Raw genomic sequence first — 25,363 nt, 5'->3', positions numbered from 1 at the left:
CGCTGGCTCTGAGCGGTAAAATCAGCAAAACACCCTAGCCCGCGCCGGGTATCCGGTACGGCAACACTGCGGAACGCTATGGTGGATCGGGCGCGTAAAGCGCCCGTTTTTGTGCCCGGCGGAACTGTCCGGACTACCTTTTGGGCGACGACTTGCGGCTGGTGCCGCTGCGTGCCCCGGCGCGCAGGCTCAGCGCGCTGCCGGCGCGGCGCGGGATGCCGTGGCTGCCGGAGGCGGTCTTCTTGTTGCTGGGACGCATCGGCTTGCCGTTCTTGTTGAGCTGGTCCTGCGGCACGAAGCGGGTCTTCGGCTTGGGCTCTTCCGTTTCGGAACGGCGCGGACGCTTGGCCAGGGTCTTGCCTTCGGCGGCCAGCTTCTTGGGCGTATGCGGCTCGGAGGCGCGGCGCTTGGCGGGACGTTCCGGCTCAAGGGCAGCCAGCACGGGCGGCTTGATGTTGCCGGCCAGCGGGCGGAACAGGATCAGGGTCTTGCCCAGGTGGTGCACCGGGGCGCAGGACAGAGTGTCGCAGATGGTCGAGAGCATGGCCTCGCGGGCCTCGCGATCGTCGCCGCCGGCCCGGACCTTGATCAGGCCGTGGGAAGTGAGTGCCAGGTCGATTTCCTTGAGCACGGCTTCGGTCAGGCCGTTGTCGCCGATCAGGACGACGGGGCGCAGAGGGTGAGCGGCGGACCGAAGGTCGCTGCGCTCACGAGAGGTAAGTTCTAATATAGGCATGCGTGGAATTGTACGGTAATGGCCAAGAATAAATTCTCCAAAGACTGGATTCACCAGCACATCAACGATCCCTATGTGAAGATGGCGCAACAGAAGGGCTACCGGGCCCGCGCCGCCTTCAAGCTGATCGAGATTCTCGACACCGAGAAGCTGCTGCGGCGTGGCGACCTGGTCGTCGACCTGGGCTCGGCCCCCGGCAGCTGGTCGCAGGTGGCGCGCGAGCGTCTGGCGGGTCCGGGCGGCGTGGTGGACGGGCGCATCATCGCCCTGGACATGCTGCCCATGGAGCCCGTGGCGGGCGTCGAATTCATCCAGGGCGACTTCCGCGAGGATGACATTTTGAAACAACTAGAAGACATGGTCGGATCGCGCGCGGTGGACCTTGTAATCTCCGACATGGCCCCCAACTTGTCAGGCGTGGGTATCGCCGACGCCGCGCGCATCCAGCACGTGTGCGAGCTGGCGATGGAGTTTTCCCTTGCCCACCTCAAGCCCAACGGGGCGCTGATCGTCAAGGCATTCCACGGAACCGGCTTTTCGCAGATCGTGGAGTCCTACAAACAGCACTTCAAGCGGGTGGTCGAGCGCAAGCCGAAGGCATCGCGGGACAAGTCCTCCGAAACCTTTCTGGTTGCCCGCGATCTGAAATAACCCGCGCCGGGGCACCTGCCCCGGTGTCACAAGAACCTACCGGTCCGACGACGGCCGGCCTGCCGAGACAAAGACCAGCAAAATCACGAATCAGACGTAACTTAGCGGCCCCGCCCCTTCCCAGGACGCAACCCGGTCCGACAGGGTAGAATGGGCTATTGACATACTTGTGACTGTGCCATATGCGGGTGCGCGGTCGCCGGTCGGAATCGAAAGCAGGAGATCGACCTTGAATAATTCATTTTCGAAAGTCGCCGTCTGGATGGTGATAGCCCTGGTGCTATTCACGGTCTTCAAGCAGTTCGACGGACGCGCGCAGACCCAGGACGGCGTGACCTACACGCAGTTCATGGACGACGCCAAGGCGGGCCGTATCCGCAAGGTGGACGTGCAAGGTGGCCCTGGCGGCGACGTGCTCTACGTCACGCCGGACGCGGGCCGCGCCTACACGCTGACCTCGCCGGGCGACCTCTGGATGGTTTCCGACCTGCTCAAGTATGGCGTGCAGGTGTCGGGCAAGCCGCGCGAAGAGCAGTCGCTGCTCATGAGCATCTTCGTGTCCTGGTTCCCCATGCTGCTGCTGATCGGCGTGTGGGTGTTCTTCATGCGCCAGATGCAGGGCGGCGGCAGGGGCGGCGCGTTCAGCTTCGGCAAGTCGCGCGCCCGCATGCTCGACGAGAACACCAACCAGATCACCTTCGCCGACGTCGCCGGCTGCGATGAGGCCAAGGAAGACGTCCAGGAACTGGTCGACTTCCTGCGCGACCCGAGCAAGTTCCAGAAGCTGGGCGGCCGCATCCCGCGCGGCGTGCTGATGGTCGGCTCGCCCGGCACCGGCAAGACGCTGCTGGCCAAGGCCATCGCCGGCGAAGCCAAGGTGCCGTTCTTCAGCATCTCCGGTTCGGACTTCGTTGAAATGTTCGTCGGCGTGGGCGCGGCCCGCGTGCGCGACATGTTCGAGAACGCCAAGAAGCACGCGCCCTGCATCATCTTCATCGACGAAATCGACGCCGTCGGTCGCCAGCGCGGCGCCGGCCTGGGCGGCGGCAACGACGAACGCGAGCAGACGCTGAACCAGATGCTGGTGGAAATGGACGGCTTCGAGTCGGGCCAGGGCGTCATCGTGATCGCCGCCACCAACCGTCCCGATGTGCTGGATCCGGCGCTGCTGCGTCCGGGCCGCTTCGACCGCCAAGTCGTGGTGCCGCTGCCCGATATCCGCGGCCGCGAGCAGATCCTGAAGGTCCACATGCGCAAGGTGCCGCTGTCGCCCAACGTCGACGCGACCATCCTGGCGCGCGGCTGCCCGGGCTTCTCCGGCGCCGACCTGGCCAACCTGGTCAACGAAGCCGCGCTGTTCGCCGCGCGCCGCAACGGCCGCACGGTCGATATGTCGGACTTCGAGAAGGCCAAGGACAAGATCATCATGGGCGCCGAGCGCCGCTCGATCGTCATGCCCGAAGAGGAACGCAAGAACACCGCGTACCACGAATCCGGCCATGCCATCGTGGCGCGCATGCTGCCCAAGACCGACCCGGTCCACAAGGTCACCATCATCCCGCGCGGACGTGCGCTGGGCGTGACGATGCAGTTGCCGGAAAGCGATCGCTACAGCATGGACAAGAGCCGCCTGCTGTCGACCATCGCCGTGCTGTTCGGCGGCCGCATCGCCGAAGAGATCTTCATGAACCAGATGACCACCGGCGCCTCGAACGACTTCGAACGCGCCACGGCCATCGCCCGCGACATCGTCACGCGCTACGGCATGACCGACGAGCTGGGTCCGATGGTCTACGCCGAGAACGAAGGCGAGGTGTTCCTGGGCCGCAGCGTCACCAAGACCACGCACATGTCCGAAGCCACCATGCAGAAGGTGGACTCCGAGATCCGCCGCATCATCGACGAGCAATACGGCGTCGCGCGCAAGATCCTGGAAGACAACCGCGACAAGGTCGAAGCCATGACCGCCGCGCTGCTCGAATGGGAAACCATCGACGCCGACCAGATCAACGACATCATCGAGGGCCGCCCGCCGCGTCCCCCGAAGACGCCGCAAGGTCCGTCGGATACGTCGGATACGCCTCCGACCGGCCTGGCCGCCGGCGGTAACACGGCAGCCGCGGTCTGAGGTCTTTCGTCCTGATTTATGGCGAATAACTTCCTTTGCGGGCGCTTCGAGTTTGATCTCGAGCGCCCGCTTGTCATGGGTATCGTCAATGTCACGCCGGATTCGTTTTCCGACGGCGGCCAGCACGACGATACCGACGCCGCGGTGGCGCATGCGCGCCGCCTGATCGACGAAGGCGCGCAGATCCTCGATCTGGGCGGCGAGTCGACGCGACCCGGCGCCGAGCCGGTGGCGGTCGCCGACGAGCTGGACAGGCTGCTGCCGGTGATCGAGGCGCTGCGCGACTGCGGCGTGCCTTTGTCGATCGACACCTTCAAGCCCGAGGTCATGCGCGCCACGCTGGATGCCGGCGCCGACATGATCAACGACATCTACGGCTTCCGGCAGCCCGGCGCCATCGAGGCGGTGGCGCAGTCGCGTTGCGGTCTGTGCGTCATGCACATGAAAGGCGAGCCGCGCACCATGCAGGCGACGCCGCCCGAATATTCCGACCTGATCGGCGAAATCGGTCTCTTTCTGGGGGCGCGGGCGCAGAAGCTGCGCGCCGCCTGGATCGACCCCCGACGCATCGTGCTGGACCCCGGTTTCGGGTTCGGCAAGACCGCCGACCAGAACTTCCAATTGCTGCGCCGGCTGTCCAGCCTGCGCAGCGGCGGTTATCCATTGCTGATCGGCCTGTCGCGCAAGAACATGATCGGCCAGGCCACCGGCCGGCCGGTCGGCGACCGGCTGCCCGGCAGCATTGCCGCTGCCCTGGCCTGTGTGGCCCGTGGCGCTTCCATCGTGCGGGTGCACGATGTGGCGGCCACGGTCGACGCGCTCAAGGTCTGGCAGGCGGCTGAACAAGGAGCAATCACTTCATGATTCGACGCAAGTATTTTGGTACCGATGGGGTGCGCGGCGAAGTCGGCGGCGCGGTGATCAACGCCGAATTCGCCCTGCGCCTGGGCTATGCCGCCGGCCGCGTGCTGGCCCATGAACACGCGGCGCGCGGCGGCAGCCGGCCGCAGGTCGTGATCGGCAAGGACACCCGCATTTCCGGCTACATGCTGGAATCGGCGCTGGAAGCCGGCCTGTCGGCCGCGGGCATCGACGTGCTGCTGGCCGGGCCGATTCCCACGCCCGCGGTGGCCTACCTGACCCGCGCGCTGCGCCTGGTCGCCGGCATCGTGATCAGCGCCTCGCACAATCCCTACCAGGACAACGGCATCAAGTTCTTCTCGGCCCAGGGCATGAAACTGCCCGACGAGATCGAGGCAGCCATCGAGGCCGCCCTGGACGAGCCGCTGGGCTGCGTCAGCTCCGAAGGACTGGGCCGCGCGCGCCGCATGTCGGATTCGCAGGGCCGCTACATCGAATTCTGCAAGAGCACCTTCCCCAACGATCTGGACCTGAACGGCATGACGATCGTGGTGGATGCCGCCCATGGCGCCGCCTACAACATCGCGCCGCACGTGTTCCGTGAACTGGGCGCCGAAGTGCATGCCATCGGCGTGCACCCGGATGGCTTCAACATCAACAAGGGTGTTGGCGCGCTGCATCCGGAGCTGCTGGCCAAGGAAGTGAAGGCGCGTGGCGCGCAGCTGGGCGTCGCCCTGGACGGCGATGCCGACCGCCTGCAGGTGGTGGACGGCGACGGCCGCATCTACAACGGCGACGAACTGCTCTACGCCATCCTGCGCGAGCGCATGCAGCGCGGCAAGGTCGATGGGGTGGTGGGCACGCTGATGACCAACTTCGGTTTCGAGCGGGAGCTGCAGCGCCTGGGCGTGGGCTTCGAACGCGCCAATGTGGGCGACCGCTACGTACTCGAACTGATGCAGGAGCGTGGCTGGCTGTACGGCGGCGAAAGCTCCGGCCACCTGCTGTGCCTGGACTGCCACTCGACCGGCGACGGCATCGTGGCCGCGCTGCAGGTGCTGACCGCGCTGCGCCGCAACCGGACCACGATGGCCGAGTGGGTCAAGGACCTGCGCATGTATCCGCAGAAGATGATCAACGTGCCCCTGGCGCCGGGCCAGGACTGGAAAACCCATCCCGGCCTGAGCGCCGCGCGCAAGGCCGTGGAAGCCGAGTTGGGCGGCCGTGGCCGCATCCTGATCCGCGCGTCCGGCACCGAACCCAAGCTGCGCCTGATGGTCGAGGCCGAGGACGAGGCCCTGGCCGTCTCCTCTGCCGAGAAGCTGGCGGCCAGCTTGGGATAACGTCTTTTTTGCCCCGATCGAACATGGCCATTCATTGTTTTGCGATGAATGGCCATTGTTTGTGAACATTGCGTATTGGTTTGTAAAGTTTTGTCGAGCTTTGCAGGAATTGGGCCGCATTGCTCCGAACTAAACTTCATAGTCACGTAACATATTGGTCAAGTCTTTGACATACAGGGCGTCCACACTGACTGGACTCTCTAGGAGCTTCGCGCAATGCTGGAACTAGCACGCATCAACCCAAGCCGTAATGCCGCAGAACCGTGGACCGGCCCCGCCGCGAGGGTGCTGGTGGTCGGCCTGGCGCGCACGGCCGAGGAAATTGAACAGATCCAGCGCCTGCGCTACGACGTCTTCACCGAAGACATGGGTGCGGTCTTCCCGGATGCCCAGGACGGAATCGAGCACGACCGCTTCGATCCCTTCTGCGAGCACCTGATGGTGCGCGAGCTCGATACCGGCCGTGTCGTGGGCACCTACCGGATCCTCACGCCCGAAAAGGCGCGCGAGGCCGGCGGTTACTACTCGCAATCCGAATTCGACCTGTCCGGCCTGGGCGCCATCCGCGACGAGCTGGTGGAAGTGGGGCGATCCTGCACCCACGCCGACTACCGCAATGGCGCCGTCATCATGCTGCTGTGGTCGGGCCTGGCGGAATACCTGCGCCGCGGCGGTTATCAGTACGTGCTGGGCTGCGCCAGCGTGAGCCTGCGCGACGATGGCGTCACGGCGGCCGAAGTGTGGCGCACCGTGTCCAAGCTGATTCCCGGGGACGGCGAGCCGCGGGTCACGCCGTTGCATCGCTACCCGGTGGAAAAGCTCAACAGCACCTTGCCGGCGCGCGTGCCGCCGCTGATCAAGGGATATCTGAAGCTGGGCGCCACCGTTTGCGGCGAACCGGCCTGGGATCCCGATTTCAATGCGGCCGATTTTCCGGTGCTGCTGAAGATGGACGGCATGGACGAGCGCTACCGCCGCCATTTCGGCCTGGATCAACCCGCCGCCACCGGTCAGCGCTGATCATGCGCCGCCTGTTCCGCCGTATGAAGATCAAACTGATACGGCGGGCCACGCGGCCTTTCCGTCTGGAGCTCAAGCAGCTCGACCGCCAGACCGACCTGTCGCCGTTCTAGCGTTCGCCGTCGCACGGCACAAGGCCCCGGATCCCGGGGCCTTGTTGTTTTCAGAACTCGAGCAGCTCGAACGAGAATCCGACCTTCGACCACTCCGCTTCTTCCGCGCGCAGCGTGAAGTCGCTGAGCGGGTGTTGCGCGAGCCAGTCGCGGTTCACGCGCACCACGATCGAATCGTTGCGCATGGAGGCGGTCAGGGGCAGGGGTTCGATCTCGCCGCGGCGGCGGAACAGCAGCACCGCCAGCCGCAGGCTGAGGATGGCCATCCACTGGGCGCGGTTGCGCACCAGGGGTTCCAGCTTGCTCAGCTTGCCCTGGTGTCCCAGCGCCAGCAGCGCCAGCAGTTGCTGGTCGGCGCGCGAGAAGCCTGGCATGTCGGCGTTCTCGAGCACGTAGGCGGTGTGCTTGTGATAGGCGTTGTGAGCGATCGACAGGCCCACTTCGTGCAGGTCGGCGGCCCAGCCCAGGGCGGCACGCAGTTCGGCGCGCTCCGCGCCTTCCGGCATCATCGCGTCGAACAGGCTGAGCGCCGCATGGTGCACACGGCGCGCCTGGTTGACGTCGACGTGGTAGCGCTTCATGAATTGGCGCACCGATTCATCGCGCTTGTCGTGTTCGTCGTCGCGGCCCAGCAGGTCGTACAGCACGCCCAGGCGCAGCGCGCCGTCGCCGGTGTGCATGACATCGATGCCGAGTTCGTCGAACAGTGCGCTCATGATGGCCAGCCCGCCGGGCAGCACGTCGGCGCGCTCGACCTTGATGCCGGGCAGTTCGGACGGGATGACGCGGCCGGCGCGCACGATGCGGTCTTTCAGCTTGCTCAGGCCGGCGCGGGTGATGCCGCGGTCCGACATGCCGCCTTCCGTGAGGATGGCGAACAACGCCTTGGCCGTGCCGGACGAGCCGTAGGCCTCCTTCCAGCCGGCCTTGCGATACTGCTTGGCGATGACCTCGATCTCGCGCCGGGCGGCCAGCTCGGCCTGCTTCATCTGGTGGGCATCGACGATGCCGTCCGAGAAGAACTGGCGGCTGTAGCTGACGCAGCCCATGTAGAGCGAGGACATCAGGCCGGGCTCATGGCCCTTGCCGATGATGACTTCGGTGGAGCCGCCGCCGATGTCGATCACCAGGCGTTTGTTGGGCGAGGGGGGCAGGGTGTGGACCACGCCCGAGAAGATCAGGCGGGCCTCTTCGCGGCCGGCGATGACTTCGATCGGAAAGCCCAGTGCGGCTTCGGCCCGGGGCAGGAAGTCGCGGGTATTGCGCGCGACCCGGAAGGTGTTGGTCGCCACCGCGCGCACGCGGTTGGGGTGGAAACTGCGCAGGCGGTCGCCGAATCGTTCCAGGACGGCGATGGCGCGCTCGATGGCGTCATCGCCCAGGCGTTTTTCGGCGTCCAGCCCGGCGGCGAGGCGGACGGTTTCCTTGAGGCGATCGATCTGGTAGATCTGGGGCGTACCGTCCTGCTGAACGATGCGTCCGATGGAGAGGCGGAAGCTGTTGGACCCGAGGTCCACGGCGGCCAGAAGTTGATCCATGCGGCTCGTAATATTGGCTGTGAGGTGGCCTGATTATAGAGACCCCATGTGACAGCGCCGTCCCTTGCGGGTTTTCGCTTATGGAACAGAGGGTTGGGTGCGGGAGACCATGCTCCATGCGTCCCGGTTTTGTCGTACGCTACGCATTTGGCGCAGTGTCATAGAACCGTCACTCTTTTGAAGTAAAACTCCACGCTTTCCTTACGTATGGAATCCGGTATGACCACACGCCCGCCCGCCGAGCCCCTGCTCCTGAATCGCGAGTTGTCGCTGCTCAAATTCAATGAACGCGTGCTGGCGATGGCGGAAAACCCGAGCACCCCCTTGCTCGAACGGCTGCGTTACGTGTGTATCGTCAGTTCCAACCTGGATGAATTCTTCGAGATCCGGATCTCCAGCCTGAAAGAGCAGCAGCGCCAGTCGCCCAACCTGGTGGGGCCGGACGGCATGACGCCCGACCAGGCGTTCGAGAACGTCCAGCAAGCGGTGCATGAGCTGGTGGGACGCCAGTACGCGCTGCTCAACGACGCCATCCTGCCGGCGCTGCAGGCGGAGGGTATCGCGCTGCACCATGCGTCGGAATGGAACGCCGAGCAGCAGGAGTGGGCGCGCGAGGTCTTCAACCGCGACGTGATGCCGCTGCTGACGCCGATCGGGCTGGACCCGGCGCACCCGTTTCCGCGGGTCTACAACAAGAGCCTGAACTTCATCGTGTCGCTGTCGGGCGCCGACGCCTTCGGCCGCCAGGCCTCGATCGCCGTGGTGCAGGCGCCGCGCGCGCTGCCGCGCCTGATCAAGATGCCGCCGGAGCTGTCCGGCCATCCGGAAGGCTATATCCTGCTGACCTCGCTGCTGCGCGCCTTCGTCGGCGAGCTGTTTCCGGGCCTGGAGATGCTGGGCTGCTACCAGTGGCGGGTGACGCGCAACAGCGACCTGTTCGTGGACGAGGAAGAAGTCACCAACCTGCGCCACGCCCTGCAGGGCGAGCTGTCGCAGCGCAACTTCGGCGCCGCCGTGCGCCTGGAGATCGACAAGCTGACGCCGGTCGAGCTGGAAACCTTCCTGCAGCGCGAGTTCTCGCTCAAGGCAGAGGACACCTACCGCGTGCCGGGCCCGGTGAACCTGTCGCGCCTGATGCAGTTGTGCAATTCGCCCAACCGGCCCGACCTGCTGTTCCCCGATTACCGCGCGCCGGTGCCGGCGCCGTTCGACCGCGTCGGCGACAAGCCGTCCGAGCTGTTCGAGGCCGTGGCCGAGCAGGACCGCCTGCTGCACCATCCGTACCAGTCGTTCCAGCCCGTCATCGACTTCCTGACCGCCGCCGCGCTGGATCCGGACGTGATGGCCATCAAGCAGACCATCTACCGCACCGGCGAGGATTCCGAGCTGATGAAGATCCTGCTGGCCGCGGCGCGCGCCGGCAAGGAAGTGACGGTGGTGGTGGAGCTGATGGCGCGCTTTGACGAGCAGACCAACATCAACTGGGCCTCCAAGCTGGAAGAGGTGGGGGCGCACGTGGTCTATGGCGTCGTGGCGCACAAGACCCACGCCAAGATGGCGGTGGTGCTGCGGCGCGAAAAGGGCCGCCTGCGCCGCTATGCCCACCTGGGCACCGGCAACTACCACCCCCGCACCGCGCGGCTGTACACCGATTTCGGCCTGCTGACCGCCGATCCCAAGCTGTGCGAGGACATGGACAAGGTGTTCGCGCAGTTGACCGGCCTGGGCGCGCGGCGCGCGCTCAAGTCGCTGATGCAGTCGCCTTTCACGATGCATGAAGGGATGGTGGCGCTGATCCGCGCCGAGGCTCGCGCCGCCAAGGCCGGCAAGCGCGCGCGCATCATGGCCAAGATGAACTCGCTGCTGGAAGAGCAGATCATCGAGGAACTCTACAAGGCCAGCCAGGCCGGCGTGAAAATCGACCTGATCGTGCGCGGCGTCTGCGCGCTGCGCGCCGGCGTGCCGGGACTGTCCGAGAACATCCGGGTGCGCTCCATCGTGGGCCGCTTCCTGGAGCATTCGCGCGTGTTCTATTTCTACGCCGAAGGCGCCGAGACGGTGTACCTGTCCTCGGCCGACTGGATGGACCGCAATTTCTTCCGCCGCGTGGAAATCGCCTTCCCGATCTACGACAAGACCCTCAAGAAGCGCGTCATCGACGAAGCCTTCACCTTCGCCCTGCGCGACAACCAGCTGGCCTGGCAGCAACAGGCCGACGGCGACTACACCCGCGTGCGCAGCCGCCGCGAGCCCTTCAACCTGCACCAGTACCTGATGCAGAAGCTGGGCGTATAGCCTCGCCCGTCCTTCCCCCAGGCCCCGCCCAGCGGGGCCTTTTCTATCCGTCCCCGACCCCCAACACCGGCAAAAAACCACCCCCCAAGGCACCGCGCTCCCAATCCAGGCCGCGCGGATCCGGCTCCGCCGGTCCGCCACCGGCGCCCCCGGGAGCCGGACTCCGTCCCCACATCCCTCACCAGCAAGCCACTCCCCCATGCCAACCGGCCCCTCCCAATCCAGGCCGCGCGGATCCGGCTCCGCCGGTCCGCCACCGGCGCCCCCCTGGGGGGGAAGCGCGCAGCGCTCCGGGGGGGGGTTTATGACTGTCACTATCCTGTCACGTTGGACTTCTAACATGCGAGGGTCGCTGAAAGACGGGCAGTAGAAAGCCTGCCAAAGACTCCTCCAACGAGCACAGAAGGAACCAAGATGTTCAAACGTGTCTTCAAACAAGTTTCCCTGGGCGTCGCGCTGAGCGCCGCTGTTTTCGCCGTGCAGGCCGCCGACGTGACCGGCGCCGGCGCTTCGTTCCCGTACCCGATCTACGCCAAGTGGGCGTCGGACTACAAGGCTGCCACCAACAATGCCGTGAACTACCAGTCGATCGGCTCGGGCGGCGGTCAGCAACAGATCATCGCCAAGACCGTCGATTTCGGCGCTTCGGACGATCCCATGAAGGCCGCTGACCTGGAAAAGAACGGTCTGCTGCAGTTCCCGGCCGTCATCGGCGGTACCGTGGCCGTGGTGAACATCGACGGCATCGAGCCGGGCAAGCTGAAGCTGTCGGGCAAGGTCCTGGGCGACATCTTCCTGGGCAAGATCAAGAAGTGGGACGACGCCGCCATCAAGGCGCTGAACCCCGACCTGAAGCTGCCGTCGGCCGACATCATCGTCGTGCACCGTTCGGACGGCTCGGGCACCACCTTCGGCTGGACCAACTACCTGTCCAAGGTGTCGCCGGAGTGGAAGGAACAAGTCGGCGAAGGCAAGGCCGTCAAGTGGCCCGTGGGTCAGGGTGGCAAGGGTAACGAAGGCGTCGCCGCTTACGTCGGCCAGCTGAAGAACTCGATCGGCTACGTCGAATACGCCTACGCCAAGCAGAACAAGCTGGCGTGGACGCAGCTGCAGAACAAGGACGGCAAGTTCGTCCAGCCGGAACAGAAGGCCTTCGCCGCCGCCGCCGCCAACGCCGACTGGAAGAGCGCGCCTGGCATGGGCGTGGTGCTGACGGACGAGCCGGGCGCCGATTCGTGGCCCGTCACCGCCGCCACCTTCATCCTGGTCCACAAGTCGCAAGACAAGCCGGTGCAGGGCAAGGCCGTCCTGGACTTCTTCGACTGGGCCTTCAAGAACGGCGCCAAGTCGGCTGAAGCCATGGACTACGTGCCGCTGCCGGAAGCCGTGACCAAGGAAATCCGCGCCGCCTGGGGCGAAGTCAAGTCCGCCGACGGCAAGCCGGTCTGGAAGTAAAAGCGGGTGCCTGGCGCGGCGGCCCGGCCGCGCGCCAGCATCGGCCAACTGCCCTGCTGTCCGGCTTGCCGGATGGCGGGGCGGGTCCCCCCGGGGCCCAATCGTAGTTTCCCCCAAGGTTTCCTAAGGAAAGTCCATCCATGAGCGCGGTAATGGATAATAGTGTGCCGCTTTCGCCCAGCGTGGCGGACTCCGTGACTACCGGCACGCCTTCGCCTATGAAGCAAAATAAAAACGCGCTGATGGATGCGCTGTTCAAGAACCTGACCCGCCTGTTCGCCTTCCTGGTGTTCATCCTGCTGGCGGCGATCCTGGTATCCCTGATCTACGGCAGCCGCGAATCGCTGGCCAAGTACGGCCTGTCGTTCCTGTGGCTGAACGACTGGGATCCGGTCAAGCAGAACTACGGCGCGGTGGTGCCGATCATCGGCACGCTGCTGACTTCGGCCATCGCCCTGATCATCGCGGTGCCGGTGTCGTTCGGCATCGCCATCTTCCTGACCGAACTGTCGCCGACCTGGCTGCGCCGCCCGCTGGGCACCGCGGTCGAGATGCTGGCGGCGATTCCGTCGATCATCTACGGCATGTGGGGCCTGTTCGTCTTCGTGCCGGTGTTCCAGCAGTACGTGCAGCCGTTCTTGATCGCCACGCTGGGCAGCGTGCCCATCATCGGCGGCATGTTCGCCGGGCCGCCCTTCGGCATCGGTATCTTCACCGCCGGCCTGATCCTGTCGATCATGATCATCCCGTTCATCGCCGCGGTGATGCGCGACGTGTTCGAACTGGTGCCGGCGATGCTGAAGGAATCGGCCTACGGCCTGGGCAGCACGACCTGGGAAGTGATGTGGCGCGTGGTGCTGCCCTTCACCAAGTCCGGCGTCATCGGCGGCATCATGCTGGGCCTGGGGCGCGCGCTGGGCGAGACCATGGCGGTGACCTTCGTGATCGGCAACGCCTTCAAGTGGTCCGGTTCGCTGTTCTCGCCGGGCAACTCGATCGCCTCGGCGCTGGCCAACGAATTCAATGAAGCCGGCGGCATCCAGAAGTCGGCGCTGCTGGAACTGGGCCTGATCCTGTTCCTGATCACCACGATCGTGCTGGCCCTGGCGAAAATGCTGCTGGTCCGCCTGTCGGCCGGTGAAGGCAAGAAATCCTGACCCCGGCCCACAAGGAAAAGATCATGGCTGTCTCCGTACTCAATATGCAGAACGGCGTGTATCGCCGGCGCCGGGTGGTCAACCGCATCATGCTGACCATCTCGCTGGCCACGCTGGTGTTCGGGCTGTTCTGGCTGTTCTGGATCATCCAGACCCTGCTGTTCAAGGGCGCGCCGGCGCTGTCGTACACGCTCTTCACCGAAATCACGCCGCCGCCGGGGCAGTCCGGCGGCCTGGTCAACGCCATCTTCGGCAGCGTGATGATGGCGGGCGTGGGCACGCTGATCGGCACGCCGGTGGGCATCCTAGCCGGCACCTACCTGGCCGAATACGGCCAGCGCGGCTGGCTGGCGCCGGCCACGCGCTTCCTGAACGACGTGCTGCTGTCGGCGCCGTCCATCATCATCGGCCTGTTCATCTATGCCGTGTACGTGGCGCAGGTCGGGCACTACTCGGGCTGGGCCGGCGCCATCGCGCTGTCGATCCTGGTGATCCCGGTGGTGGTGCGCACCACCGACAACATGCTGCTGCTGGTGCCCAACAGCCTGCGCGAAGCCGCGGCCGCGCTGGGCTGCCCCAAGTGGCGCATGATCACCCTGGTGTGCTATCGCGCCGCCAAGACCGGCATCATCACCGGCGTGCTGCTGGCGATTGCCCGTATCTCGGGCGAAACCGCGCCGCTGCTGTTCACCGCGCTGTCGAACCAGTTCATGTCGACCAACATGAACGGCCCGATGGCCAACCTGCCGGTTGTGATCTACCAATACGCCGCCAGCCCCTTCAAGGACTGGAACGACCTGGCGTGGGCCGGCGCCACCCTGATTACGCTGCTGGTGCTGGGCATCAACATCATTGCCCGCAACATGTTCCGCAAATAAAGATCGCTTTGCCGGCGCGCTTGCCGCGCCGGACCTAGGGAAACCAAATGGAAAACACCGCTACCGCCGTCAAGAACAAGATCGAGGTCAAGAACCTGAACTTCTACTACGGCAAGTTCCATGCGATCCGCAATGTGAACATGTCGATCCAGGAGAAGAAGGTCACCGCCTTCATCGGCCCGTCGGGCTGCGGCAAGTCGACGCTGCTGCGCACCTTCAACCGCATGTTCGAGCTGTATCCGGGCCAGCGCGCCGAGGGCGAGATCATCCTGGACGGCGAAAACCTGCTGACCGCCAAGACGGACATCTCGCTGATCCGCGCCAAGGTCGGCATGGTGTTCCAGAAGCCCACGCCGTTCCCCATGAGCATCTACGACAACATCGCCTTCGGCGTGCGCCTGTTCGAGCGCCTGTCCAAGGGCGAGATGGACGAGCGCGTGGAATGGGCGCTGAGCAAGGCCGCGCTGTGGAACGAAGTGAAGGACAAGCTGCACCAGAGCGGCAACAGCCTGTCGGGGGGGCAGCAACAGCGCCTGTGCATCGCGCGCGGCGTGGCCATCAAGCCGGAAGTGCTGCTGCTGGACGAGCCGTGTTCGGCGCTGGATCCGATCTCGACCGCCAAGATCGAGGAACTGATCGCCGAGCTGAAGAACGACTACACCGTCGTCATCGTGACCCACAACATGCAGCAGGCTGCCCGCTGTTCGGATTTCACCGCCTACATGTACCTGGGCGAGCTGATGGAATTCGGCCAGACCGACCAGATCTTCGTGAAGCCGTCGCGCAAGGAAACCGAGGACTACATCACCGGCCGTTTCGGCTGAGCGTCCATCGAAACGGTTGCCTGTCGGGCGACCGGCAGACTGCGCGATCCGCCTTGGATCCCGCATGAAACAACGGCGCACCTTCGGGTGCGCCGTTGTCGTTTCCGCCAGTCCGATTCCGCGGCGCGCGCCGCGGCGCCGGACACTGTGCGTGTCAGGACTGCTGCTGCCCCACGGGCCGCGTGCCGGCGGCCGGCCGCGACGACGCGCCGCCCGCGTAGCGGCCCGGGATCAGGATCACGAACACCGCCGCCAGCACCGCCGCGCACGAGAACGCGATGAAGTTCCAGGCCAGCGGCAACTTCAATCCCGCCAGATAGCCGCCGACTATGGGGCCGCTCATGGCGCCGATGCGGGCGAATGACAACGCCCAGCCGGTGGCGGCGCCGCGCGCGTGCGCCGGGTAGTAGCCGGCCAGGTAACCGGTCAGGATCAGCGACGACGAAATGCTGCCGATGCCGGCCAGCGCCACCCACAGGTAATTGACCGCCAGCGGATTGTTGTAGGTCAGGCAATAGATGCCGATCGCGCCCACCAGGTAGAACAGCGCCACGATCTTGCGCGGTTCGCTCTTGTCGGCGAACTGGCCCAGCACCAGGCCGCCGATGGCCGAGGCCAGGCTGAAGACCAGCAGGAACGAGATGCTCGAGCCCAGGTCGTAGCCGTTCTTGCGCATGATCTGCGGCAGCCAGGTGTTCAGGCCATACACCAGCATCATGCCCAGGAGCAGCGCGCCCCAGAAGCACAGCGTGGCGCGCAGGTGGCGCGGCGCGAATACCGCGGCCATGACGTCGCGCCACGTGGCTTTTTCGCCCGTCACTTCGCGCGGGCGGAACGGTTCCAGCGAGGCAATGCCCAGGCGCTGCGCCATGGCGCGGGCGCCGGCCTCGTCGCCCTTGGCCAGCAGGTATTCGAGCGATTCAGGCAGCAGGCGCGCCAGCACCGGCACCAGCAGCAGCGGCGCCGCGCCCACCAGGATCACCGCGCGCCAGCCCCAGTGCTGCAGCACCGCCATGGCCACCGCGGCGGAGCACAGGATGCCGAGCGAATAGCCGGAATACATCACGCCGTAGTTGAAGCCCCGTTTGGCGGGCGGGGAATACTCGATCGTCAGCGCCGCCGCCACCGGAATGACCCCGCCCAGTCCCAGGCCGCCGATGAAGCGGAAGGTGGCGAACCAGATCGGCGTCGGCGCCCAGGCCGCGCCGATCATGGTCAGCGAGAACAGCGTCACGCAGGCCAGCAGCATGCGCCGGCGGCCCAGCAGGTCGGACAGCGTGCCGACGGCGAACGAACCGACGAACATGCCCGCCAGCGCGTAGCTGCCCAGCATGCCGAGTTCGATCGGCGTCAGGTTCCAGCTCTTGTCGTCCGCCAGGGCGGGCAGCACCGCGCCCATGACGCCGACGTCGTAGCCTTCGAACAGGATCGCCAGCCAGCAGACGAACAGCACGGTGTAGGTGGTCCGCGTGGGCGTGGCCCAGGCGGACGCAGAGGAGGCATTTGCCATTGGATTCCCGATGAATGTCGTTATTTGATATGTCGAATTAATTTATGCTTCAACTATATAGGTGTCAATCAGGGGATCGCCGGGCATGGCCTGGAAACGCCGGGCGGCATCGGCATCGAACGGTGGGGCGCCGGTATCTGGTATAGTTGCGACCCTCGGGGCGTAGCGCAGCCTGGTAGCGCATCTGCTTTGGGAGCAGAGGGTCGCGAGTTCGAATCCCGCCGCCCCGACCATATTCAAGTGAAGCCAGCGGTCTCCGCATTCCCACCCGCAATGGGCGGGCCTGTGGAGGATTCACGGCAAAAAAACCCTCTCACGCGCCGCGTGGGAGGTTTTTTTTCGCCATTTCATATCGGATCCGGCGCGGTATCGTGGCGCCGCGCGGTGAGCGGCCGTATCAGCATGATGCGCGCGGCCATCCTCAAACCTGGATGCATAAGTCACATTTTGATGGGTGGATAGCGGTCGGGCGTCGGTAGAATTTCGGGGTCACATTGAATCCGCGGTGCTGCCATGGCTGAATCTTCGAACGCTTCCACGCAGGAAACCGTGCGCCCCTGGCGCAGCGGCGATGTCACCGTCATCGACAACACCAAGCTCAAGAAGGCGGTGACGGCCGCCGCGCTGGGCAATGCGATGGAGTGGTTCGATTTCGGCGTCTACGGTTTCGTTGCCTTCGCGCTGGGCAAGGTGTTCTTCCCGGATGCGTCGCCGGCCGTGCAGACCATCGCGGCGCTGGGCACGTTTTCCGTGCCGTTCCTGGTGCGGCCGCTGGGCGGCGTGTTCTTCGGCGTGATGGGCGACAAGTTCGGCCGGCAGAAGGTGCTGTCGCTGACCATCATCATCATGGCCATCAGCACGTTTTGCATCGGGCTGATTCCGTCCTACGACTCCATCGGCCTGTGGGCCCCGCTGTTGCTGTTGCTCTGCAAGCTGGCACAGGGCTTTTCGGTGGGCGGCGAATACACCGGCGCCGCGATTTTCGTCGCCGAGTATGCCCCCGATCGTCAACGGGGTTTCCTCGGCAGCTGGCTCGACTTCGGGTCGATCGCGGGCTTCGTGCTGGGCGCGGGCATGGTGCTGATGCTGCAGGCGGCGATGTCGGAAGCGGCCTTCCTGGATTGGGGCTGGCGCGCGCCCTTCTTCATTGCCGGTCCGCTGGGCTTGCTGGGCCTTTACCTGCGCCACGCCGCGGAAGAAACGCCGGCCTTCACGCAACAGCTCGAGAAGATGGAGCAGGACGACCGTGATGCGGTGCAGGAACGGCCGAAGGTCTCGGTGCGCGAGATCTTCGCCAAATACCGCAAGGCACTCCTGGTCTGCATCGGCATGGTGCTGACGACCAACATCACCTATTACATGTTGCTGACCTACATGCCGACCTATCTGTCGGGCAGCCTGCACTACCCGGAACAGCACGGCGTGCTGATCGTGGTGGTGGTGATGGTGGGCATGCTGTTCGTGCAGCCCGGGGTGGGGTTCGTCAGCGACAAGATCGGCCGCAAGCCATTCTTCATCAGCGGCTGCCTGGGGTTGATGGTGGTGGCCATTCCGTCCTTCCTGCTGCTGGGCAGCGACAACATCGGACTCATCTTCCTGGGCTTGCTGCTGATCGCGATCGTGCTGAACTGCATGATCGGCGTGATGGCGGCGACCCTGCCGGCCCTGTTTCCCACGCGTATCCGCTACAGCGCCCTGGCGGCGTCCTTCAACGTGGCCATCATCATTGCCGGCCTGACGCCGACCGTTGCCGCCTGGATCGTCGAGGAGTCCGGCAACCTGATGATGCCGGCGTACTACCTGATGGCCGCCGCCGTCGTGGGCCTGATCACGGCCGTATTCATGCCCGAGACGGCCAACCGGCCGCTGCGCGGCGATACCCCGAACGCCGCGAACAAGGGCGAGGTGAAAGCGCTGTTGCAGCAGGCCTACGATCAGATCGAGCAAAGCGTGCAGGACGTGGACGCCGAGATCGCGGAACTGGAAGAGAAGCTGGAGACGCTGAAGCAGAAGCGACAGCGGTTGGCGGACCGGCATCCGGACATCGACTGACATGGCCCAAGCCGGAACCTGATTCTTGGATCTACCGGAAAGCGCCGCGAGGGCGCAGCATGAGGCCTTCGATAGACAGCAATCAGGATCCATCATGAGCCATCGTCTCGACTACGCCCAAGCCGCCCCCGAGGGCTACAAAGCCTTTGGCGCCGTCTATGCCTATCTGCGCCAATGCGGCCTGCCCGAAGCGCTGGTCAACCTGGTGTACCTGCGGGTCTCGCAGATCAACGGCTGCGCCTATTGCATCGACATGCACAGCCGCGACCTGCTCAGGCAGGGCGTGGCGGTGGACAAACTGGTGCTGGTGTCGGTGTGGCGCGAGGCCGGCCCCTTGTTCAGCGGCCGCGAGCAGGCCGCGCTGGCCTGGGCCGAATGCGTGACGCGGGTCGCCGACACCGGCGTGCCGGACGCGGACTACCAGGCCGCGGCGGCCGAATTCAATGACAAGGAGCTGGCGGACCTGACCTATGCGATCGGGCTGATGAATGCCTTCAATCGCTTGGGCGTCACGTTCCGCAATATCCCGGCCGCCGTCAAAAAGGCCGGGCAGGGCGGATAGGCGGACGGGCCGCGATCAGGGTCAAGGCCACAGCAGCTTGAGCGCGATCGCCAGCATGGCCAGGCCGACGAGGACGTCCAGCACCCGCCAGGCGGTCTGGCTGGCGAAGACCGGGCGCAGCAGGCGGGCACCGAATCCCAGGGTGAAGAAGAACGCGAACGAGGCGGTCATGGCGCCCAAGGCGAAGGCGAGCTTGCGGCCTTCGTATTGACTGGAGATCGAGCCCAGCAACACGACCGTGTCCAGATAGACGTGCGGGTTGAGCCAGGTGAAAGCCAGGCAGGTGAGCAGGGTGGCGCCCAGTCCGGTGGCCTGGCGTGACGACGGCGTCAGGCTGCCGTGGTTGCGCAGCGCGGAGCGCAGGCTGCGCGCCGCATAGGCCAGCAGGAACAGCGCGCCGCCATAGCGCAGCACTGGTTCCAGCCAGGGCATGGCATCTGAGGCCAGGCCGAAGCCGGCCACGCCGGCGGAGATCAGCACCGCGTCCGACAGCGCGCACACCAGGCACACCGCGAAGACGTGCTCCTGCCGCAAGCCCTGGCGCAGGACAAAGGCGTTTTGCGCGCCGATCGCGAGGATCAGGCTGAGGCCGAGTAAAAATCCAGGGAAGTATGCGCTGCTCATGTCGTGCCTTGAATCAAGGGCGACAGACTAGCGGCTACGGGATAATTAGAGAATCTAAAGATACTAATCTATCTTTAGAGTTTCTGAATTTTCGGGCGTGATCGCGGCACGCCGCCTCGATCAATGGCGCGGTCCGGCGGCTACCGGTTGCAGCTTGTCGAGCTGGGCCTGCAGCGAATTCAACAATAGTTGCAGCTGTTCCGAGGTAACGGCATAGACGCGGCCGCGCCCGTTGCGCGCGGCCGCGGCGGGCGACGGATCGGTCAGGAAATCCAGCCGCAGCAGCAGGGAATCGTGTTCCACCAGGGGCATCATGGCCCAGCCGATCACCGGCGATACCGCCTCGCCCGGTTTGAAATCTCTGTCTTGCACCTTGATCCATCCTCTATGCGCGCCCGGCAAGTGACCGGCCTGCCTGATTTTATTTATTCAGCTTATAGTCAGCAAGCGGGGCGGAGCGTTCTCTCGATGCAAGATGGGGGGACGGCGATTTTCAGACCCGATAACTGGCTCGGCGGGCGCCGGTAAGCGACCGCGCCGGGGATCCGTTCCAAACCCTCCCGCCGACGGCAACAAAAAGGCGCCGCGAACGCGACGCCTCATGTGGGGAAAGCGGGGAGAAAGGTTCAGCCGGCGTTCTGGTCCGCCGCCCGCAGCAGGCTGTACAGCTTGTCCTTGAGCAGGAGCTTTTCCTTTTTCAGGACTTCGACGCTGGTGTCAGAGGCCGGTACGATGCCCGCCTCCATGTTCTTGATCTCCTGGTCCAGGTCGTTGTGACGCTGGAACAGTGCCGAGAAATGACCATTCTCGGCTTTCAGGCGGGTAATCAGTTGGCGGTACTCAGGAAACATGACGGCCTCTTGCGTGATCCGGTTGAAGGGGGGGCTGCGCGGGGCCGGCGAACCGGCCCGTTAATGAGCTGTCGGTTCCATGACAGCCCAATGGCCCGCCAAAGTCAACCCGCCGGGCAGCCCGCCCCGGGGCCGATTTGATGCCACGCAAAGGCATGGCAAGAGGGGCGCCATTGGTGGGAGTTGCTTGGTCTTATCTTTTCACGTTTATTTACATGGGCCGTTTGGGGCCGGGGATACACTCGCTTCCCCGTGGTCTGCCATAAAAGTGACATGAATCAGCGCGCGCCCATTTATCGCCGAGTCCTGGCGTTGTTCCAGCAGGACGGCCGGATCCACCCGGGCACCGGGATGATCACCGGCGTGATTGCGCTATTCCTCGCGATCCTGTCGGTGCTGGGGGTGCTGGCGTTTCACTTTCCGGCGTATCTGACGACGCCCGAATTGCGCACCTTCTACACCGTCGACGCGATGCGCACGTTGCTGTTCGCCGCCTTGCTGGCGTCCGGCACCATCGCCCTGACCAACATCGTGTTCGGCCGCCAGCGCTGGCTCAACATCGCCGCGTTCGTGCTGGTGTGTGGCGCGGTCGCCGCCGGCGGCAGCCAGGTGGTGGTGACGACGTCCAACACCGGCCATCATCCCTACCTGGGGCTGGACTGGTTCATCCTCGACCTGCTGGCCTCCAGCACCGTGTTCATCATCTTCGAAAAGCTGTTTCCGCTGTATCCGGGCCAGCCGGTGTTCCGCGGCGAATGGCAGGTGGACATGAAGCACTTCCTCTTCAACCACCTGTCGGTGGGCGCGGTGCTGCTGTGCATCAACTTCTTCGTGCACCGCCTGTTCTCTTGGGCCGCGTACGAACCGCTGCAGCAGGCGATCCAGTCGCTGCCTTACCTGGTGGAGTTGTTCGTGGCGGTGCTGGTGGCGGACCTGGTGCAGTACGCCGCGCATCGGGCGTATCACGAGGTGCCGTTCCTGTGGCGCATCCACGCGGTGCACCACAGCACCCGCACGCTCGACTGGCTGGCCGGTTCGCGCCTGCACATCGTCGAACTGCTGATCACGCGGGTGGCGGTGCTGGGCGTGCTGTTCGCGCTGGGCTTTTCCAAGCCGGTGCTGGATGCCTACATCATCATCGTCGGTTTCCAGGCGGTGCTGATCCATTCCAACGTCAAGCTGCCGTGGGGCTGGCTGCGCTACATCATCGTGACGCCGGACTTCCACCACTGGCATCACTCGTCCGACACCGAGGCGATCGACAAGAACTATGCGGCGCACCTGTCGTTCATCGACTACCTGTTCGGCACGGCGGTGCGCGGCACGGGCAAGCGCCTGCCGGAGAACTACGGCATTCTCGATAACGACATGCCCGGCACGTTCCTGGCGCAGCAGGCCTACCCCTTCCGCAAGAAGTAGGCCGTCCGGCGCTACATCATCTTGACCGCGCGGCCGATGAACTGGATCGGTCCGGTGGGCCTGCCGATGGGAGACCCGGTGGCAGGCTCCAGCGTCAGTTCGAACAGCTGATTGGGCTCCAGCGGCGGCAAGGCATCCAGCGGGATTCGCACCGGTTCGCCGGGCTTGACCAGGCCCAGGGACACGGGCGCGGACCAACCGTCCGCCTTGGTCCAGAATTCCAGGGCGCGGTCCGGCGGCACCTGTACCGCGGCAATCGGGACGAGCTGCACGTCGTGCCTGCCGGCCTGGGCCTGTATCACCCAGCCCGGCGCCTGCGACTGCGGCGCCACCAGCACCACCATGTATTGCGTGGCCGCGGGCGTCGAGACCGGACGCAGCGACAGGGCGACCGCCAGGGTCAGCGCCGCGGCCAGGCCGCAGACGGCCGCGCCGCGCCAGAACGGCAGGCTATCCCAGAGCGCGGCGCGCTTTCGTCGGGGCTCGCGAGCGGGCACAGCCTGGCCCGCGTCCAGCGTGGCCGCGATGCGCGGCCAGAGACCGGGGGAGGGGTCGATCGGGGTGGCCAGGTCGGCCAGCGGCAGCAGCCGCGCTTCCCAGCGGTCGACCGCGGCGCGCAGCGCGGCGTCGTGCTCCAGGCGGGCCTCGACTTCGCGCCGGCGGGCGCTGGGCAAGGTGCCCAGCACGTATTCCCCCGCCAGTTCGTCCAGGCCTTCGGGTGTCGTGGGCAGGGCGCTCATGCCAGACATTCCTTCAGCGCTTTCAGGCTGCGCTTGATCCAGGCTTTGACGGTGCCCAGGGGGGCGCCGATACGTTGCGCGATCTCGCTTTGCGACAGGCCCTCGACGTAGGCGTGCAGCAGGCAGTTGCGACGCACCGGCTCCAATTGTTCGAGGCAGGGGCCGATGCGGCCGGCGCTGTCACGCCATTCGAAGGCGTCGTGGGTGTCATGCCACGCCTGCATCGAGTCACGGATATCCAGGGCCGCCGCGGTGTCGTCGTCCATGCCGGTTTCGTGGCGGCTGTCACGCACGGCGTTCAGGGCGAGGTTGCGGGCGATGCGGTAGAGCCAGCCGCGCGCCGAGCCCCGCGTGGCATCGAAGCCAGCGGCCTGCTTCCAGATATTGACGAAGGCGTCGTGCACGATGTCTTCGGCGCGGGCACGGTCGCGCAGGATGCGCTGGGCCACGCCCAGCAGGCGCGGCCCTTCTTGCCGATACAGGGCCTCGAGCGCCGCGCGGCGGCCCGCGGCGCACTCCTTGAGAGCCGCTTCGTAATCGAAATCCGGGGCGGGGCGTTGCGGCATGTGCGCGGGCCTGGCGACGGTGGGTACGGACCCGGGCCTGGCCCGGGCGGGTGACAGCATATTACCGGAGTCTGCCCGCCCGCCAAGCCCCGCCGTGTCAGTCCGCCTTCCAGAAAATGTAGTCGGCCTGGTAGGCGACCTGGCTGCGCTGGCCCAGGGTCGCGGTCGTGCACGGCGTCTGCGGCGCCACGCCGCCCTTGAGTGCCGTGCGCTGGATATAGGCCACGCCCGTCAAGGCGCCCGCGCCCATGGCGGGATTGGCCTTGACCAATTGATAGGGCAGGTTGCCCGCGCCGGCGGGCGCCACGGCGACCTGGGTGCCGGTCAGCTTGGAGCCGTCCGCCGCTTCCCAGGTGGCGGGAGGGCCGTAGTACGTGCCGACCTGCTTGCCCTGGCGGTCGTTCAGGACGGCCTTGGGACCGGCGAAGACCCATTCAGCCTGGTCTTTCGCGTCGGCCTTGGCGCGGCACTCGTAGGTGATTTCACCCTTGCCCACGGTTTCCCAGGCTACTTTGTGGCCATTGGGTACACGGACTTCGGCGGGCAGCGCGTCCTGCGAGTACGCCATGGCCTGGAAGGCGCCAAGCGTGCCGCACGCGGCCAGGATGGCGGTGGCGAACAGGCCGGCGCCAGGGCGGCGGAGGGGGAGGCGAGTATTCATGAGCGGTCTCCTGCGGGTAGAGGGGATCTGTCTGCAACGACACGCGGAATGCGCGCCGTTGCAGGTACTACACGCGAGAGACCGATTCGGATGCAGGCCGGTCGGATTTTTTTTGAGGGGCTGCCATCTGTGCTGTGCTGATGTTCGCATCGCGGACGGCGTGACGCGGCGGCCTTTGCGGAGGGGGCTCCAATTTATCGCCGATGGCGGCCCGCCCGGTCGTCGCCATGCGATGGCGGCGGCCCCGCCGAAGAATCAAGCGGCGGCCAGCGCTTCGTCCTTCCAGCGCTGTTTGTCGCGCAGGGGCGGGAAGCCGAACAGGCGGCTGTACTCGCGGCTGAATTGCGACGAGCTTTCATAGCCCACCGCGTGCGCGGCCAGCGCCACGCCCGCGTCATCGGTCAGCATCAGGCGGCGCGCTTCCTGCAGCCGCAGGTGCTTCTGGTACTGCAGCGGGCTCATGGCGGTAGCCTGCTTGAAATGATGATGCAGCGACGACACGCTCATGTGCACGTCGCGGGCGATCTCCTCGACCCGCAGCGGCAGCGCGTAGTTGTCGCGCAGGATGCGGATCGCCTTGGCCACGCGGTTTAGCTGGCTATCCTGCAGCACGGTCTGGCGCAGCACCATGCCCTGGCCGTTCATCAGCAGGCGATACAGCAGCTCGCGCTTGACCATGGGCGCCAGGATGGGGATGTCACGCGGCGTCTCGAGCAGCCGCAGCAGGCGCAGCATCACGTCCAGCAGCGTGCCGCCCAGTGGATTGACGCACATGGCGCGCGAGGCTTCGGCCGGCAGCAGCGGCGGCAGGTTTTCATCGCTGATAAGCGCGGTGATTTCCTCCGGGTTCAGATCCAGCCGCAAGCCCAGGTAAGGCAGGGAGGGGCTGGCGACCGAGACCTTGGCCACCACCGGCAGATCGACGGACGAGATCAGGTAGTGGAACGGATCGTACTCATAGGCTTCGTCGCCGATCAGCACGCGCTTGGATCCTTGCGCGATGACCGCCAGCGCCGCCTTCTGCAGGGCCGGCTTGGGGCCGGTCGGCTGGGAGATGCGGTGCAGGTACAGGCCCTCGATGGGGGTGTCGAGTGAACCCTCGAGCGAGCCGGTCATGCGTTCGAGCAGGCACAGCAATTCGTGCCGGGCGGGCTCGAAAGCGGCCGTTGACGGGGCGGAGATATGGGTGGGGGCGGAAGGCATGTGCGGGGCTCCGGGCAAGGCGCCTGCGCACGCGCGGGGCGGGCGGGACGCCGGAGGATCAGGCGATGTCGAGTGTAGACCCAACTAGTGGTATGCGTTCGGTCTCGAAGCCGGGCGCGGAGAAATGGGCAAAAAATATGGAGGATCGGGCGCATGTCCCGCCGGGCGCGGGCGGC

23 protein-coding genes and 1 tRNA gene are annotated in these 25,363 nt (G+C 65.6%); 14 read left to right on the top strand and 10 right to left on the bottom strand.

Annotated features, from left to right (window positions below):
- Positions 1–133 precede the first annotated feature (133 nt).
- On the bottom strand, positions 134–736 hold the full coding sequence (locus tag AruCF_RS19215; RefSeq protein ID WP_049075379.1) for a YhbY family RNA-binding protein: 603 nt from the start codon (positions 734–736) through the stop codon (positions 134–136).
- Positions 737–754: 18 nt separating this feature from the next.
- On the opposite strand from AruCF_RS19215, the gene AruCF_RS19210 reads away from it, so the two are divergent.
- From AruCF_RS19210 to AruCF_RS19190, 5 genes are all read left to right on the top strand, one after another.
- Positions 755–1,387: an RlmE family RNA methyltransferase gene (locus tag AruCF_RS19210; protein WP_006385473.1), complete on the top strand. Its 633-nt coding sequence runs from the start codon at positions 755–757 to the stop codon at positions 1,385–1,387.
- A gap of 229 nt (positions 1,388–1,616) precedes the next feature.
- Positions 1,617–3,515 carry an ATP-dependent zinc metalloprotease FtsH gene (gene ftsH, locus AruCF_RS19205; RefSeq protein WP_049075378.1) on the top strand — a complete coding sequence of 633 codons (1,899 nt, stop codon included), beginning with the start codon at positions 1,617–1,619 and terminating at the stop codon, positions 3,513–3,515.
- Between the two features lie 18 nt (positions 3,516–3,533).
- The gene (gene folP, locus AruCF_RS19200; protein WP_049075377.1) at positions 3,534–4,379 is read left to right on the top strand and encodes a dihydropteroate synthase; all 846 of its coding nucleotides are present in this window, start codon (positions 3,534–3,536) and stop codon (positions 4,377–4,379) included.
- Complete coding sequence (gene glmM, locus AruCF_RS19195; RefSeq protein ID WP_049075376.1) at positions 4,376–5,719, top strand: phosphoglucosamine mutase; 1,344 nt, start codon at positions 4,376–4,378, stop codon at positions 5,717–5,719. The genes folP and glmM overlap by 4 nt, the downstream gene beginning before the upstream one ends.
- A 216-nt stretch (positions 5,720–5,935) precedes the next feature.
- A complete protein-coding gene (locus AruCF_RS19190) occupies positions 5,936–6,739 on the top strand; it encodes a GNAT family N-acetyltransferase (protein WP_049075374.1) in 804 nt (267 codons plus the stop codon).
- A 163-nt stretch (positions 6,740–6,902) separates the two neighbouring features.
- Here AruCF_RS19190 and ppx read toward each other — a convergent pair whose 3' ends face one another.
- Entirely contained in the window at positions 6,903–8,390 is a 1,488-nt protein-coding gene (gene ppx / locus AruCF_RS19185; protein WP_049075372.1) for an exopolyphosphatase, read from the bottom strand.
- Between the two features lie 219 nt (positions 8,391–8,609).
- On the opposite strand from ppx, the gene ppk1 reads away from it, so the two are divergent.
- The 5 genes from ppk1 (at position 8,610) to pstB (ending at position 14,999) form a co-directional block, all read left to right on the top strand.
- Positions 8,610–10,685 (top strand): polyphosphate kinase 1, encoded by a 2,076-nt coding sequence (ppk1, locus tag AruCF_RS19180; RefSeq protein WP_049075370.1) that lies wholly within the window; start codon positions 8,610–8,612, stop codon positions 10,683–10,685.
- Between the two features lie 414 nt (positions 10,686–11,099).
- Positions 11,100–12,140: a phosphate ABC transporter substrate-binding protein PstS gene (gene pstS / locus AruCF_RS19175; RefSeq protein WP_049075367.1), complete on the top strand. Its 1,041-nt coding sequence runs from the start codon at positions 11,100–11,102 to the stop codon at positions 12,138–12,140.
- A gap of 140 nt (positions 12,141–12,280) precedes the next feature.
- Complete coding sequence (gene pstC / locus AruCF_RS19170) at positions 12,281–13,297, top strand: phosphate ABC transporter permease subunit PstC (RefSeq protein WP_049075365.1); 1,017 nt, start codon at positions 12,281–12,283, stop codon at positions 13,295–13,297.
- Positions 13,298–13,320: 23 nt separating this feature from the next.
- Complete coding sequence (pstA, locus tag AruCF_RS19165; protein WP_080977466.1) at positions 13,321–14,175, top strand: phosphate ABC transporter permease PstA; 855 nt, start codon at positions 13,321–13,323, stop codon at positions 14,173–14,175.
- Between the two features lie 47 nt (positions 14,176–14,222).
- Positions 14,223–14,999: a phosphate ABC transporter ATP-binding protein PstB gene (gene pstB, locus AruCF_RS19160; RefSeq protein WP_006385463.1), complete on the top strand. Its 777-nt coding sequence runs from the start codon at positions 14,223–14,225 to the stop codon at positions 14,997–14,999.
- Between the two features lie 154 nt (positions 15,000–15,153).
- On the opposite strand, the gene AruCF_RS19155 is transcribed toward pstB, so the two are convergent.
- Positions 15,154–16,509 carry an MFS transporter gene (locus tag AruCF_RS19155; RefSeq protein WP_049075363.1) on the bottom strand — a complete coding sequence of 452 codons (1,356 nt, stop codon included), beginning with the start codon at positions 16,507–16,509 and terminating at the stop codon, positions 15,154–15,156.
- Positions 16,510–16,665: 156 nt separating this feature from the next.
- On the opposite strand from AruCF_RS19155, the gene AruCF_RS19150 reads away from it, so the two are divergent.
- The 3 genes from AruCF_RS19150 to AruCF_RS19140 all read left to right on the top strand — a co-directional run bounded on the left by AruCF_RS19150 (position 16,666) and on the right by AruCF_RS19140 (position 19,123).
- Positions 16,666–16,742, top strand: a tRNA-Pro gene (locus AruCF_RS19150).
- Between the two features lie 280 nt (positions 16,743–17,022).
- Complete coding sequence (gene proP, locus AruCF_RS19145; protein WP_049075362.1) at positions 17,023–18,561, top strand: glycine betaine/L-proline transporter ProP; 1,539 nt, start codon at positions 17,023–17,025, stop codon at positions 18,559–18,561.
- A gap of 94 nt (positions 18,562–18,655) precedes the next feature.
- A complete protein-coding gene (locus tag AruCF_RS19140) occupies positions 18,656–19,123 on the top strand; it encodes a carboxymuconolactone decarboxylase family protein (protein WP_049075361.1) in 468 nt (155 codons plus the stop codon).
- Positions 19,124–19,144: 21 nt separating this feature from the next.
- On the opposite strand, the gene AruCF_RS19135 is transcribed toward AruCF_RS19140, so the two are convergent.
- The 3 genes from AruCF_RS19135 to AruCF_RS19125 all read right to left on the bottom strand — a co-directional run bounded on the left by AruCF_RS19135 (position 19,145) and on the right by AruCF_RS19125 (position 20,598).
- Entirely contained in the window at positions 19,145–19,747 is a 603-nt protein-coding gene (locus AruCF_RS19135) for a LysE/ArgO family amino acid transporter (RefSeq protein ID WP_049075360.1), read from the bottom strand.
- A 120-nt stretch (positions 19,748–19,867) separates the two neighbouring features.
- Entirely contained in the window at positions 19,868–20,119 is a 252-nt protein-coding gene (locus AruCF_RS19130) for a hypothetical protein (RefSeq protein WP_049075359.1), read from the bottom strand.
- Between the two features lie 254 nt (positions 20,120–20,373).
- Positions 20,374–20,598: an HP1242/YdcH family protein gene (locus AruCF_RS19125; RefSeq protein ID WP_049075356.1), complete on the bottom strand. Its 225-nt coding sequence runs from the start codon at positions 20,596–20,598 to the stop codon at positions 20,374–20,376.
- Between the two features lie 273 nt (positions 20,599–20,871).
- Here AruCF_RS19125 and AruCF_RS19120 point away from each other — a divergent pair, with 273 nt between their 5' ends.
- Positions 20,872–22,017: a sterol desaturase family protein gene (locus tag AruCF_RS19120; protein WP_049075355.1), complete on the top strand. Its 1,146-nt coding sequence runs from the start codon at positions 20,872–20,874 to the stop codon at positions 22,015–22,017.
- A gap of 11 nt (positions 22,018–22,028) precedes the next feature.
- Here the strand turns inward: AruCF_RS19120 and AruCF_RS19115 are convergent, their stop codons facing one another.
- The 4 genes from AruCF_RS19115 to AruCF_RS19100 all read right to left on the bottom strand — a co-directional run bounded on the left by AruCF_RS19115 (position 22,029) and on the right by AruCF_RS19100 (position 25,187).
- Positions 22,029–22,757: an anti-sigma factor gene (locus tag AruCF_RS19115; protein WP_372364288.1), complete on the bottom strand. Its 729-nt coding sequence runs from the start codon at positions 22,755–22,757 to the stop codon at positions 22,029–22,031.
- The gene (locus AruCF_RS19110) at positions 22,754–23,323 is read right to left on the bottom strand and encodes a sigma-70 family RNA polymerase sigma factor (protein ID WP_049075353.1); all 570 of its coding nucleotides are present in this window, start codon (positions 23,321–23,323) and stop codon (positions 22,754–22,756) included. The genes AruCF_RS19115 and AruCF_RS19110 overlap by 4 nt, the downstream gene beginning before the upstream one ends.
- A gap of 97 nt (positions 23,324–23,420) precedes the next feature.
- Complete coding sequence (locus AruCF_RS19105; protein ID WP_049075351.1) at positions 23,421–23,984, bottom strand: DUF3455 domain-containing protein; 564 nt, start codon at positions 23,982–23,984, stop codon at positions 23,421–23,423.
- Between the two features lie 255 nt (positions 23,985–24,239).
- Positions 24,240–25,187: an AraC family transcriptional regulator gene (locus AruCF_RS19100; RefSeq protein WP_054418669.1), complete on the bottom strand. Its 948-nt coding sequence runs from the start codon at positions 25,185–25,187 to the stop codon at positions 24,240–24,242.
- Positions 25,188–25,363 lie beyond the last annotated feature (176 nt).

The organism is Achromobacter ruhlandii (genome assembly GCF_002082135.1).
Lineage (GTDB): Bacteria > Pseudomonadota > Gammaproteobacteria > Burkholderiales > Burkholderiaceae_B > Achromobacter > Achromobacter ruhlandii.
The sequence above is the reverse complement of the archived record's forward strand: the minus strand, read 5'-3'. Positions and strand labels throughout refer to the sequence as shown.

Excerpts from the sequence above, each read along its gene's own strand:
- AruCF_RS19215 (WP_049075379.1), bottom strand. The coding sequence starts at position 736 with ATGCCTATATTAGAACTTACCTCTCGTGAGCGCAGCGACCTTCGGTCC.
- AruCF_RS19210 (WP_006385473.1), top strand. The coding sequence starts at position 755 with ATGGCCAAGAATAAATTCTCCAAAGACTGGATTCACCAGCACATCAAC.
- folP (WP_049075377.1), top strand. The coding sequence starts at position 3,534 with ATGGCGAATAACTTCCTTTGCGGGCGCTTCGAGTTTGATCTCGAGCGC.
- glmM (WP_049075376.1), top strand. The coding sequence starts at position 4,376 with ATGATTCGACGCAAGTATTTTGGTACCGATGGGGTGCGCGGCGAAGTC.
- AruCF_RS19190 (WP_049075374.1), top strand. The coding sequence starts at position 5,936 with ATGCTGGAACTAGCACGCATCAACCCAAGCCGTAATGCCGCAGAACCG.
- ppx (WP_049075372.1), bottom strand. The coding sequence starts at position 8,390 with ATGGATCAACTTCTGGCCGCCGTGGACCTCGGGTCCAACAGCTTCCGC.
- ppk1 (WP_049075370.1), top strand. The coding sequence starts at position 8,610 with ATGACCACACGCCCGCCCGCCGAGCCCCTGCTCCTGAATCGCGAGTTG.
- pstS (WP_049075367.1), top strand. The coding sequence starts at position 11,100 with ATGTTCAAACGTGTCTTCAAACAAGTTTCCCTGGGCGTCGCGCTGAGC.
- pstC (WP_049075365.1), top strand. The coding sequence starts at position 12,281 with ATGAGCGCGGTAATGGATAATAGTGTGCCGCTTTCGCCCAGCGTGGCG.
- pstA (WP_080977466.1), top strand. The coding sequence starts at position 13,321 with ATGGCTGTCTCCGTACTCAATATGCAGAACGGCGTGTATCGCCGGCGC.
- pstB (WP_006385463.1), top strand. The coding sequence starts at position 14,223 with ATGGAAAACACCGCTACCGCCGTCAAGAACAAGATCGAGGTCAAGAAC.
- AruCF_RS19155 (WP_049075363.1), bottom strand. The coding sequence starts at position 16,509 with ATGGCAAATGCCTCCTCTGCGTCCGCCTGGGCCACGCCCACGCGGACC.
- proP (WP_049075362.1), top strand. The coding sequence starts at position 17,023 with ATGGCTGAATCTTCGAACGCTTCCACGCAGGAAACCGTGCGCCCCTGG.
- AruCF_RS19140 (WP_049075361.1), top strand. The coding sequence starts at position 18,656 with ATGAGCCATCGTCTCGACTACGCCCAAGCCGCCCCCGAGGGCTACAAA.
- AruCF_RS19135 (WP_049075360.1), bottom strand. The coding sequence starts at position 19,747 with ATGAGCAGCGCATACTTCCCTGGATTTTTACTCGGCCTCAGCCTGATC.
- AruCF_RS19125 (WP_049075356.1), bottom strand. The coding sequence starts at position 20,598 with ATGTTTCCTGAGTACCGCCAACTGATTACCCGCCTGAAAGCCGAGAAT.
- AruCF_RS19120 (WP_049075355.1), top strand. The coding sequence starts at position 20,872 with ATGAATCAGCGCGCGCCCATTTATCGCCGAGTCCTGGCGTTGTTCCAG.
- AruCF_RS19115 (WP_372364288.1), bottom strand. The coding sequence starts at position 22,757 with ATGAGCGCCCTGCCCACGACACCCGAAGGCCTGGACGAACTGGCGGGG.
- AruCF_RS19110 (WP_049075353.1), bottom strand. The coding sequence starts at position 23,323 with ATGCCGCAACGCCCCGCCCCGGATTTCGATTACGAAGCGGCTCTCAAG.
- AruCF_RS19105 (WP_049075351.1), bottom strand. The coding sequence starts at position 23,984 with ATGAATACTCGCCTCCCCCTCCGCCGCCCTGGCGCCGGCCTGTTCGCC.
- AruCF_RS19100 (WP_054418669.1), bottom strand. The coding sequence starts at position 25,187 with ATGCCTTCCGCCCCCACCCATATCTCCGCCCCGTCAACGGCCGCTTTC.